Here is a 12,141-nt window from a genome sequence, read left to right on the forward strand (position 1 = left end):
ATGCTAAAAGAAGTAAGATGTGCGATATATACGAGAAAATCAAATGAAGACGGACTAGAACAAAAGTTTAACAGCCTTGATGCCCAGCGAGTAGCATGTGAAAAGTACATAAAGAGCAGAGAAGGCTGGGTAGCATTGGCCAAAAGGTACGATGATGGAGGCTTCTCAGGAAAGAATTTAGAAAGGCCAGCAATAAAGGAATTATTTGAAGATGTAAAGGCAGGAGAAGTAGATTGTGTAGTAGTGTACACACTAGACAGACTATCAAGAGAAACAAAAGACAGCATCGAAGTAACATCATTTTTTAGAAGACACCGAGTAAATTTTATAGCAGTAACGCAGATATTTGACAATAATACGCCAATGGGAAAGTTTGTACAAACGGTATTGTCAGGAGCAGCACAACTAGAAAGAGAGATGATAGTGGAAAGAGTAAAAAATAAAATAGCAACATCAAAAGAACACGGACTATGGATGGGTGGAACTTTACCGCTAGGGTATGATGTAAAAGATAAGGAATTAATAATAAATGAGAAAGAAGCAAAAACAGTAAAGCATATATTTGAAAGATATGTGGAGCTGAAGTCAATGGCAGAGTTGGCAAGGGAGCTAAATAGTCAAGGTTACAGAACAAGGTCTGATATCTTTAAAAAAGCCACGGTGAGAAGAATAATAACAAATCCAATATATATGGGAAAAATACGGCATTATGAGAAAGAGTATGAAGGAAAACATGAAGCAATAATAGAGGAAGAAAAGTGGCAAAAAGCGCAGGAATTGATAAGGAATCAACCATATAGAAAAGCAAAATATGAAGAAGCGCTACTTAGGGGAATAATTAAGTGCAAGAGCTGTGATGTAAATATGACGCTGACATACTCAAAAAAAGAAAATAAAAGGTACCGATATTATGTGTGCAATAACCATTTAAGGGGGAAGGATTGTGGATCAGTGAACCGAACAATAGTTGCTGGAGAAGTGGAAAAAGAAGTGATGAAGAAAGCTGAACAGCTATATGAAAATTGGAAAGAAAAGACCGAAGAAAAATGGAAAAATTTAAGTTTTGGAAAGCAGAAAGAAGTAGTGAAAAAGTTAATAAAGGGAGTAATGGTTAAGGAAGATGGAATAGAAGTGAGTTCTGAATCAGAGGAAAAGTTTATACCAATAAAGAAGAAAGGAAATAAATGCACGGTAGTAGAACCAGAAGGTAAAACAAACAATGCATTACTGAAAGCAGTGGTAAGAGCCCATTCCTGGAAACGGCAACTAGAAGAGGGAAAATACTCAAGTGTGAAAGAGCTGAGTGCCAAAATTAATATAGGTACAAGACGTATACAGCAAATTTTGAGGTTGAACTATTTAGCACCAAAGATTAAAGAAGACATAGTAAATGGGAGACAGCCAAGAGATTTGAAATTAGTTGATTTGAGAGAAATACCGATGCTGTGGAGTGAGCAATTAGAGAAGTTTTATGGTCTTGATTGCATTGTTTAACAAGAGTAGATGAAAACATCGAAGAGAATAGGAAAAGCTGTTGCAAAAAAACTCAAGGATTTATAAGGAAACCACTATTGCAAAATATGAAGGACTTCTAATGCACCAACAGATGTTGAAGAGGTTAAAAATAGTCTTGACGTAAACCAGTGTGACAAAAACTGACATTAAATTATATGAGTATATTAATATAAATAGTAAAGATTTTCAATTTACATATGAAACCAGAGCAAACTATTGAGCAAGAGTCAAACTCACAGAACAACCCTTTATCTGCTGAAATAGAACCATGTTTTTATAGTGAAGGAAATCCCTATATACGAAAAATCATCAAACCAACCAATTGCGGCTGGTGTTGTTGGTGCGTTATTATTGGTGAGCTGTGTTGCGTTTTATGTTTTATTTCGCAGTGGCAGTAGATGTGGTGTATGGGTTTTGCGTTGTATAATGCTACAAAGCCGAATACTAAACTTGAGTAGGTCTATTATCCAGCCTTCTTTGAATCCTGCGCAGTTGAGAAAATCCATAATTATCAAGTAAAACTTTTAAATTAGGTAATTTCTTCTCATTTGGGGGATGTTCAAAAAAGTGTGTCAAACCGAGAAGTAAAATATAATTGAGATAAAAATGGAGGTTTGATATGAGTCAAAGAATAGCAGATAGAACTACTGGTTTGGTAGATTATAAAGAATTAGAAACAAATATCTTGTCGTCTATACGAGAAGGTAGACCATTAATGGGAAAAGATGGTGCATTAACGCCATTTGTAAAAAGGCTACTTGAAGCAAGCTTGGAGGGTGAAATAGAACATCATTTATCTACTGAAAGCGAAGAAAACAATCGTAGAAACGGAAGGAATGGAAAAACTTTGAAAACAAGTGCAGGTTCATTTGAACTATTGACACCAAGAGACAGAGAGGGAAGTTTTGAACCACAGATAGTGAAAAAAAGGCAAACAACAGAACTTGAAACAAAGGTCTTGAACATGTTTGCAAGTGGTGTGGGATACAGAGATATAGCATCATATGTGGAAGAAATTTATGACCATAAAATATCTGCAGCAGAGATATCTGGAATTACAGATAAATTACTACCTATAATCAATGAATGGCGTAGCCGTCCACTGCAATCAGTGTATCCAATAGTATTTATGGATGGGATGTTTTTTAAGGTAAAAGAAGACGGTCGCTGTGTAAGTAAGTGCATGTATAACATATTAGGAATAGACCAAAATGGCAGAAAAGAAGTACTGGGTTTTTACTTAGCAGAAAGCGAGGGAGCTAGCTTCTGGTTAGGCGTATTAAATGACTTGAAAGAGAGAGGAATAGAAGACATTTTGATAGCTTGTGTCGATGGCCTAAAAAGCTTTCCTGCAGCTATAAATAGCGTATTTCCTAATGTGGAAGTACAGCTATGTGTAGTGCATCAAATACGGAACTCTCTGAAATACGTATCAAGCAAAAGTTTTCATGAATGATTTGAAAAAAATATACCGCGCTACAAGTAAAGAAATTGCAGAAAATTATTTGCTTGAGCTGGAGGAAAAATGGGGCGAAAAGTATCCATTAGTTGTGAAATCTTGGCAGAACAATTGGGAAAGTTTATCTGGTTACTTCAAGTATTCAGGTCCTGTTAGAAGGCTAGTTTATACCACTAATCCCATCGAGGGGCTACACAGGCAAATTAGGAAATTTACCAAGACCAAAGGCGCATTCACCAGCATAAATGCCTTGTACACCCCAACTATGGATTAGCCAGCAAAGAAAGGCATAGAAATAGAGGGCTTTTTCGACTGCATGGAATAGGAAATCAGAACAGAAAAAACATGAATTAGGAAATTTGTTGGCGATCTGTGTCTTGTGTGCTCAATCTCAAATTTGTTTTTCAAGGAGTCGAAAACAGTCTCAATAATCGATCTTTTCCTTAGTAAAATCTTCTCTTTAAGTGAAATGAGTACGTTTTTCATGCCTTTTTTTACTTTAGTGACGAGTTTTAGGCCTCTATCGAAGAGTTTCTCAAAGAGCTCTTTCTTTATATAGCCCTTATCTCCGAACAAAAGTCCGGTCAGTCTTTTAGTAAGAATTGGCAAAGGTTTTCTGTCATCAACGTTACCTTTAGTTAGAGTAAGTGATTCCAATTTCGTTAATCACCAAGTGCAATTTAAAGCCAAAAAACCAACCATACGTGCTCTTACCAATTTCTGCCAAACCATCAAAAACTTTGTTCTTGGAGATCCTTTTTTTGTGGCAAACAGCGATTGTAGAAGTGTCTATGTAGGAAATACCGGTCATTTTTGCTTGTTTACAGAACCATTGCAAAAGTAATGCTAAATACCATAAAACTCGTGATTTAAGAGCGATAAATCGGTCATATGTTGGCAACTTAGAAAATTCAGATTTATAAAGCGGCAGATAAAGTAGGTAAAAAGCTTTGAAATTTTTGCAAGGGGATTGATGATATAATAGAATTATGGTGAGAATTTCCGAAGTCTGGTATTCTAGTGGGTTTTCTGCCTTTTGATAGGAGCATATTAGCAAAATTATCATCGACTGTGCGACAAAAATCCTCGACGCAACAGTAAAATATCTTTCTTCATGGGTAACCTCTTAATTATTGCTAAAATACTCGAGCTTACCCTGTTTTCCTCTTCTTAGCTGCACTTTTATCTCTTTATTTAATCCATAGTTGGGGTTGTACAAGCTGGTATATTGTGCTATAAGAAAGGTGGAGGAGAAATGGACGATGCCTGTACATGATTGGGCATTATCTATATCTCAACTCGATATTTTTTTCCCTAGTAGATTAAAGATTGAGTTGAATTAAAAATTCGGTTTGACACACTTTTTTGAACATCCCCCTCATTGAGCTTATAGAGCATACTTTTTTAACCATGAGCATGATTATTGCTCCGGACAGGAGGTTCCACATTTTCCAGATAGCCATGACTGTCTACTTTCAATTCATTTCCTAAGTTGTGCTCTATTTTTGTTGCAAACGTAAATCCTAATATTTTGCAAAATTTTTCGAAATATTCTCTTATAATATCAAATAAACTCTTATCGCCATCTTGATAGTTTTTTAACTCCTCAGGAACATCAAGTAATAACTTACCGTCTCTATATATTAGACCCTCTTTACCATTCTGAGATTCAAGTGTAAATTCCATTGAAAATGATATATCACATATTTTTTTCTCAGAAAAATCTAGAAGCTTTACAGGTGCTTTGGGGATTTTACACTCAACTTTTACAGAATTTGGATTTTTGCAGTCAATGTACACTTTTCTCTCAACACCACTATTGACATTCATAAATAATTTATGTTTCTCGTAAAGTTCCATCATAAATGGTCCATATATATGTTCATATCCTGCTTGATTGCAATTAGTAGCTAACTCTTCTAGAATATGATCATTTGGAGCTTCTGCTCTAGAATGTTGAAACATCTCCTTAAAAACCTCTTTTGCAAATGAACGATAATTCTTTTCTCCATCTTTATTATTTTTAACCAAGCTAATATGTTTTTTATATAATCGGTCAACAAAATCCCTATCTATATTCTCTCCGTTAATGATGAAATCCATTCTATTAATGTCTTTATATGCTTGCTCACCAGAATTTGCGCTTTTATTATCTTTAGCTCTTAATTTATTAAAACCAAATTCTTTAATTTTAGCCTTTAATGTAACTATTGGATTTGCTTCTGTCATACTTCCCCCTTACTAAAGCCTTCAAAATTAATTATACTATAGGAATTGTTAATAGATTATTGACGATATATAAGTGTAACGATGGCTTTGTACTACCTGTATAATAAATACGCTAAGGCAAAAATTTAGCTGTAGAAAGAATAATGCAACTTTATCGCATTTCATTTTACTATAACTTGACTATAAGAAAAAATCTTATTTTGATTACTACGAGTAGTTCTATAAACCAAATTAATTGTAAAAAAGAGCGAGTGATTTGTGTAGAGCTTAAGATAATTCGTTTCTTAGATTGCTAATTATCTTAGTTAATATTTAATACCTTCTACCTAGCAATTTCTTCCCTCGAATTAGAAACTCTTCTTAATTCTTCACGTTTTACCCATGAACCCTTCTGCTTATTGGATTCGCTTATTAATTCAGGACGCATTAACCCACCAGATCTAGCAAAAACACCTCGGTCTATGGCTTCAATGACTGATAAACCTCCCAGTAAGCAATTTTGTCCTATTTCTTCATAATTTTCTATTCCCTCATTACAATCTTCTATTGCTTCATTATAACTTTCTATTTTATCAAGTAGAAGTAGGCCTTCTTCACTCACCTCTACTTTTATCCAATTTTTATTTTTCTCATCAGGATATAATCTAACTTCCAATTCTCCCAAACTAGTATAGAAAGTTAATACTATACTGCTGCCTTCTGTAAGATCTGTATAATTCCTTATGCCATCTTCAGTTTTAATTTCTACTTCACTATTACCAATCCTTACTATATTTCTTCCACACTTTACATCCCCATCTGTTAGACCTAAATCCCTTACCCCATCTGTTATCTTTATAATGTCTATTTTACTATCTTTAGAATATTCTAAGTAAAAAACGGAGTTGTCTACTCTTACATCTTTTAGCTCGCTATTGGTTGCATTTTTTGCGATTTCAATAAACTTATGAGAATTGCTAACATAATCTATATAAGCTTTTTTTAGGTTAGTTTTATGCTCTTTAAATTCTGGTGTCAGTGTGTTAGCATCAACTGTATTACCAAACACTGCCCCTTTTGATACTAATTGACATATTATATTACTAGCAACTTTAGGATTTTTTTCCAACTCACTGATTTTTTTCATCACATAATCGGTAAAAGTGTATTCATTACCTGAAAAGAAATCTTGTGAAAGAGAATAGTTTAATCGTACACCAGACTTTATAGCATCGTTTACAATCTCTTCAAGTTCAGCCATGTTTTGAGCCTGAAACACCTTATCAGAAAACTCATTTAACTTTTCCTTTTGATTTGAGGTTAAATTAACGAGTAATTTACTGACCTGTCCTTTCTTTTGCTGACGATAAATAATATTTTTATCATAATCTAATGCTCCTGCTTCTAGAAATATTTTTCTTAACTCTTGAGCAAGATCTTCATTGTCCCAAGCAAAACGTTCAACATATGAGAACACTTTTGACTCACCCATTCCGTGCCGAATATTTAGCACCACTTTTAGGTCTGAGTCTCTTTTATGCTTACTTAAAAACTCCTTTAAATTTTTAGTGCAGTCTGAATCTAGTGCAAGTAAGTCATACAATTCCTTATTCATCTTTTTCTGTTTATCAGTTAAAAATAATTCTTCTATATTATAGCAGAGTTTATTAGTTGCTATTTGTTGTGGAGTTTTACCCTTTCTACTTGTTATATTAGGGTTAGCTCCTTTTGAGAGGAGAGAGTTTGTATTATCGTAATGACCTTTGGCAGCAGCAAGGCATAATGGTGTTTTTCCTTTATTATCTTGTATGTTAGGATCTGCGCCTGCTTCTAAGAGTAAATCTATAGCCTGATTTCCTATGCGACGAAATCCACCAATATTTGCTCCTGCAATTGCATGCAATACTGTTGATTGAGATTCTCCTCTTCTTAGGTTAAGAATTACTTTTAAATCTTTATTGTTTCTATTATCATATAAAAATTCTTCAAGGGGCTCAGTATTATCAAATGAACCACAGTTAGAAGCTAAACATTTTAGAGCACTAAGTAACTTTTTGTTTAAATTTTTTTGACTTGGTGTAAGGTCATGATCTAGAGCAAACCAAACACAAATTTGTTCACTTAATCCAAGTTTGCTATCTATCAAAGATAATGGTTCATTATAGTTTCTGACTGATGGTAAGTCTCCTGAGTACCACATATCATTCATCAGCTCATTTAATAAATGCTCTTTAGATAATAGATGTTCTATAATTGATTCATATTCAAAATCAGATGGTTCTGGTTTGGATTTTGGTTTTAGTAGATTGATAATAGATTTTACTATCCCAGTAGACTCACCCATACTTATCCCTCTAAGCTAAGATATATGATATATTGTATGCGATATGTAACATTAAGTCAATAACCATAATCTTTTTACTACTTATGTCGTTAAGCTTTTGTTAAGTTTTTATGGTGAGTAACAATGGAGTATATAGAGAGGTTAAAAGTTGCTTATGACTGCAAATTTGGGCTAATTTTACTATAAATCAACATGGTTAAGACCTATACTTGATATCACTACTATAAGAGCATGATGAATTATACTTTAAAGGAGTACGGAAACTGCTGAAGCTTATACAGTAACCTGCGGAGCCACTTCAGCAGAATAAACAAACATATGCCAGTATTAGTAGAGAATTATTTATAAGTCAACTAACTTTTTCAAAAATATTTTAGCAAGAACATCAGTGTTGTGAAAAAAAGTTCAAAACCTTCCAGCCTTGGTAACTATTTACACAATACATACTTTTAGCTCTTAGCTATCTAAGGAATTCACTGGAGATTGATTACTATAAATGTAATTCATATTATGCTTAGTAATAAATGTATCAGAAAACGAACTTTTAACAGCACTCCATGTACTCGTATCAGGATCATTTTGTTTTCCTTCTATAACTTTGTCACAAAACTTCTCGACAGCATAACCTACTTAAGATGACTATTTCTTAAGACTAGATCACTGATTAACTGCTCGAGATAGACCTGCTTGTTGAACATAAGGTTGTTGGAGACTACCTGGCTGTTGACCAAAAGCAACCACAGAGCTATGTCTTACATCTACCTCTACAAACTCATTACCAATTTTTATAAGGGAACCTTCATCTGTTGCACCTTTATTAAAAACAGCATATATCAGTTTCACTTTGCCAGCATCAGTAATTACCTTATACGCTTCACCTTCTTTATATCTTTTCAACTGGTCCTTAGCATCTTTTTCTTTTTTATCCAATTCTCCTTTCTTAGCAAATTTTAGCTCTATTCCAACTGGGGGGTATTCTTTTTTTTTGATCAGTAGCATTTATAACCAACATAACATCCAACTTCTCTCCACCACCTATTTGAAATTCAGTAATAACTTTTATATTATCTTCTCCGTAGCTACTAAATAAACCATGCAATACAGCTTGAAATGTAGCCTCATTGCTTATTAATGATTTGAAAGGATGTAGTATATGAGAAATTTCTTCAAATAGTTTTTTGTAATCATCATATTTACCAGATTCTATAGCTTTGCTCAAAGCTGCTTTAAATTTTTTATTTTCCACAATTCGAGTAAAATTACCTTGTAAAATTTCTTTACCTCTTTTGTATTTGTCCAATGAGTCATACGTATTTACTGTAATTCCCTTATTCTTATTACAGTACTGATCAAATGGATTCTTATTACTAGGTGTACTGTATAAGTTACAGGTTATTTCTTGTATCTTTATGTCATTGACGTTTTGAATTCCCCTAATATTTTCAATAGGAATTCCTTTATTATCTGGCACTCTCAATGCAAATTCATTTTTTTCATTTATGTTGAGTATAAGCACCTTCTTACCTAAAGTTAGCACTATAGTTGTAACACAATCCTCAATACTTTCTTTTGCTGCTTCTGGGCGTTTCTGTGATCCAGTAACCATTTTATCATTTTGATCATAAATAAAAATATGTTTACCTAACTTTTCACGCTTAATAATATTAGAAATAAGTACTAGCTGACCTAAGATCATTCTGCTGACATAATTAATATTATCACTTCCACCATTGCTCCAAACAATTCCATAGTAAAGATACTCTAGCTGTGTTCTTATCACCTCAGCATTCGCTGCTTCAGTGCCAAGTAACTTTTCTATTACAGAATTACCTTCTCGACTAAGAAAATTTTCTACATCAATTTTAACATTTTCGTGATGAACCATGTCAAAATTTAATCCTACACAAATAGCTTCATTAGCTATAGTAATCATTCTTATAGAGTTAGAAAAAGAGCCCTTAACATAATCTTGTGCTTGCTTCAATGCTTTTATCACTGTACTTATCTCACCAGTACCTGCTTTAAGCTCAATAATAATAGGAATAGAGCTTAGCGACTTATCAGAACCGCGCACAAGTAAAATAATGTCTGCGTAACCTTTTCCAGCAAATAATTCGAGATAAAGTTTTAGGTGAAAACGATACTTAAAATTTATCAAAAACCCAGCTAAAAACCCATGATGACTTGATTCTTTACCGCTAAATAGAGTTTCTTTTTCATATTTCTTATAGACATTGTAATATAATTAAACATTCTTCTAGCGTTCTTTTTTACTTCTTCAAAATTTTGATTACTCAATTTTGAAATTAAGCTCTCTAGGTCTTGTTGGTCACGATCTTTTTCTATTTCTGTAAAACCTTTTTGTGAATAATCAGTCTTTTTACTAAAAGCTGGATCAACCTTTCCGTACTTTACTTCTTTTCCTGTAATTGTTATTTCATGCTCTTCTTTTTCTAGTTTATCAAACTCTGCTCCCATTTTCCATTTCTGTGCTATTTTTTCTAACTCTCCTTGAGAGAACTTTAGATGCATGTTACCATCAACTTGATCAGACACCGTTATACACTTAAGTCCCTCATTAGTTAATATAGCTATTTTTAAAGTTCTATTATCATCAAAACGAAAATGAAGTTTTTTGATACCAATTTTAGTAGCAAGTTCTGTGTCTAATACAGTAGCAAACATACCAAAAAAGAAACTAGGGAAAAAGCCTGGCTTTCCAACTGAATGCAAAAAAGAAGGAGATTGATTGATAAACGATTGGAACCTTTTTTGAAAATCTAGGAACTCGTCTTTTGATTTATTTCTCATTAACAGAAGCTGTACCAACTCAAGCGGCTTGACATTACTTGGCATATTACTCTCCTATTTGCTATGGCCTAAAGATTTTATATTATATGGGGTATCAGTCGTACTGAGACTTGACTGTGGCAAAGTATCACCAGCTTCACGCAAAATTGATTCTTTAGAAGCTTCTTGAGCTAATTTAGAAAATACTTGTTCTCCTAATTGCAATTTTTTACCCCCATGAAATAACTGAATTTTACTTAATACAGAATCTTTAACCTTTATCATCTCTTCACCACTCATTTCTTTTACGTGCTTTAATATCTTCCCTAATATTTCTTCTTTACTTACCCCTTGTCTACTTGGATCCACAATTAAATTTGCTATTGTATATGTAACTGAATAGTCTACAAAAATAGAGGAAATAGATTGCTCCCCGCGGTCTTGAGTTTTTAATTTTATTATACGTTCCCAAACATTCATCATACATTTTTTTGTTTCTTCAGACAGATCTGGATTCTTCAGTACTTGATCTGATAATGAAGATAAAAAAGTTGTGTAACGTTCACATTCAATCTGACTACACAATCGGCTTAATTCCATAAAAGAATCAAAGTAATACTGACCTACTAGCACATTCAACACTGCATAATAAGTATTTTCCTTATAATCTCTATTTAGTAATTTTTTCTTTTGTTCATCATCCATTTTAGACAGGCAAAACTCTATGGTGTCTACTTCTTTGTCACCCTTTACTGCAGATAAAGCTGCTTCAATTAACAAATTATTTTTATCTTGACTAGAAATACTGGAATCATTGTGCAATTTATTATAGAAGAACTCTATACCTTCTTCCCAGTTTTTATTAGAATTTATCTGTATGGATTTTTGCAAACCTTCAACTGATTTATATTCGTTTAGTTTTCCAATCTGCTTATCAATAAGAAAAGACCAGAAAGCTTCTATAGGGCTAGTTTCTTCGATATTTTCCAATAATTCTCTTCTCAGATCATCATCAGATCCATCCTCTTCAAAGGCACTTCTCTTAAATCTCATAAATACTTGTTCAAACAATCCAGGAATCTTATCTTCTAGACAATATTTACATGCCAAGTAATATCTATCTGCAAGATCAAGCGGATTTTCTTTTCCATTTTTATTTTTTTCTTCAGTTAACCTTTCACCAACAGCTTTATTTTTTAATTTTATTCCATCCCAACAAGAATTATCAGAGAATATATCAGAGAAAAATTTTAATTTTCCCTCATCAAAATCTTCAATTAATTGAATATAAACCCTCAACCATCTTTCTACTCTAAGATGTTTTCTTGCTTTAACTTGATTATCGTCGCCTTTAATAGCACCTTTTAATATATCAAGTATTTTATTGTAATTGTGATCCAAACCAGATTCCATACCCGCAACCCCATTTTGTATTTTAATATAAACTTTAGTCTAGTAAATTATCGTTGCCAAGCCAATCTTTTTCTCCAAACCTTACCACTGCACAACAGGAAATTTCTTGAGAGCCAAGTATGATATTTTCATTCTAATAATTAATTATTATAAAACATTTTTATTTACGAAAAAATAGACCTTGTTGTAACTAAAGAAACGTCTATTTTAGTGCTGCAAAAATTTGAATTATTGACTCTTTCTAAAATTGCAAAAAAGGTCGTATATTTGCGAGAACAAGCCGCATAGAAATAAGGTTATAAAAATAGAAGGTTTAAATTATTTTCATAAGCTTAGGCAAAACAGTTCGTACGTAGGTTTAGTAAAAGTGAGCCAATATAGCTGATTTCAGCGTATAATGAAATTATTATCT

7 protein-coding genes and 3 pseudogenes are annotated in these 12,141 nt (G+C 33.0%); 3 read left to right on the forward strand and 7 right to left on the reverse strand.

The window, feature by feature from the left end:
• Together OPR37_RS02435 and OPR37_RS02440 are read left to right on the forward strand one after the other, a co-directional pair.
• On the forward strand, window positions 1–1,494 hold the full coding sequence (locus OPR37_RS02435; protein ID WP_265016900.1) for a recombinase family protein: 1,494 nt from the start codon (window positions 1–3) through the stop codon (window positions 1,492–1,494).
• A gap of 640 nt (window positions 1,495–2,134) precedes the next feature.
• Window positions 2,135–3,230: pseudogene (locus tag OPR37_RS02440) on the forward strand (IS256 family transposase); the annotation flags it as partial.
• Window positions 3,231–3,244: 14 nt separating this feature from the next.
• Here OPR37_RS02440 and OPR37_RS02445 read toward each other — a convergent pair.
• Window positions 3,245–4,080, reverse strand: a pseudogene (locus OPR37_RS02445) (IS982 family transposase).
• A gap of 105 nt (window positions 4,081–4,185) precedes the next feature.
• Here OPR37_RS02445 and OPR37_RS02450 point away from each other — a divergent pair.
• Window positions 4,186–4,317 (forward strand): annotated as a pseudogene (locus OPR37_RS02450) (IS256 family transposase); the annotation flags it as partial.
• 61 nt (window positions 4,318–4,378) lie between these two features.
• Here the strand turns inward: OPR37_RS02450 and OPR37_RS02455 are convergent.
• From OPR37_RS02455 to OPR37_RS02480, 6 genes are all read right to left on the reverse strand, one after another.
• A complete protein-coding gene (locus tag OPR37_RS02455; RefSeq protein WP_264711326.1) occupies window positions 4,379–5,203 on the reverse strand; it encodes a hypothetical protein in 825 nt (274 codons plus the stop codon).
• 322 nt (window positions 5,204–5,525) lie between these two features.
• Window positions 5,526–7,526, reverse strand: a complete 2,001-nt coding sequence (locus OPR37_RS02460; RefSeq protein WP_265016901.1) for an ankyrin repeat domain-containing protein — start codon at window positions 7,524–7,526, stop codon at window positions 5,526–5,528.
• A gap of 657 nt (window positions 7,527–8,183) precedes the next feature.
• Complete coding sequence (locus OPR37_RS02465) at window positions 8,184–8,525, reverse strand: hypothetical protein (RefSeq protein ID WP_264376949.1); 342 nt, start codon at window positions 8,523–8,525, stop codon at window positions 8,184–8,186.
• Entirely contained in the window at window positions 8,467–9,684 is a 1,218-nt protein-coding gene (locus OPR37_RS02470; protein ID WP_265016902.1) for a hypothetical protein, read from the reverse strand. The genes OPR37_RS02465 and OPR37_RS02470 overlap by 59 nt, the downstream gene beginning before the upstream one ends.
• 8 nt (window positions 9,685–9,692) lie before the next feature.
• The gene (locus OPR37_RS02475) at window positions 9,693–10,382 is read right to left on the reverse strand and encodes a hypothetical protein (RefSeq protein ID WP_265016903.1); all 690 of its coding nucleotides are present in this window, start codon (window positions 10,380–10,382) and stop codon (window positions 9,693–9,695) included.
• 9 nt (window positions 10,383–10,391) lie between these two features.
• Window positions 10,392–11,729, reverse strand: a complete 1,338-nt coding sequence (locus tag OPR37_RS02480) for a hypothetical protein (RefSeq protein ID WP_265016904.1) — start codon at window positions 11,727–11,729, stop codon at window positions 10,392–10,394.
• Between the last annotated feature and the right edge of the window lie 412 nt (window positions 11,730–12,141).

It is taken from the genome of Wolbachia endosymbiont (group B) of Lycaena phlaeas, from assembly GCF_947251875.1.
GTDB lineage: Bacteria > Pseudomonadota > Alphaproteobacteria > Rickettsiales > Anaplasmataceae > Wolbachia.

Excerpts from the sequence above, each read along its gene's own strand:
- OPR37_RS02480 (WP_265016904.1), bottom strand. The coding sequence starts at position 11,729 with ATGGAATCTGGTTTGGATCACAATTACAATAAAATACTTGATATATTA.
- OPR37_RS02465 (WP_264376949.1), bottom strand. The coding sequence starts at position 8,525 with ATGCTACTGATCAAAAAAAAAGAATACCCCCCAGTTGGAATAGAGCTA.
- OPR37_RS02475 (WP_265016903.1), bottom strand. The coding sequence starts at position 10,382 with ATGCCAAGTAATGTCAAGCCGCTTGAGTTGGTACAGCTTCTGTTAATG.
- OPR37_RS02460 (WP_265016901.1), bottom strand. The coding sequence starts at position 7,526 with ATGGGTGAGTCTACTGGGATAGTAAAATCTATTATCAATCTACTAAAA.
- OPR37_RS02435 (WP_265016900.1), top strand. The coding sequence starts at position 1 with ATGCTAAAAGAAGTAAGATGTGCGATATATACGAGAAAATCAAATGAA.
- OPR37_RS02455 (WP_264711326.1), bottom strand. The coding sequence starts at position 5,203 with ATGACAGAAGCAAATCCAATAGTTACATTAAAGGCTAAAATTAAAGAA.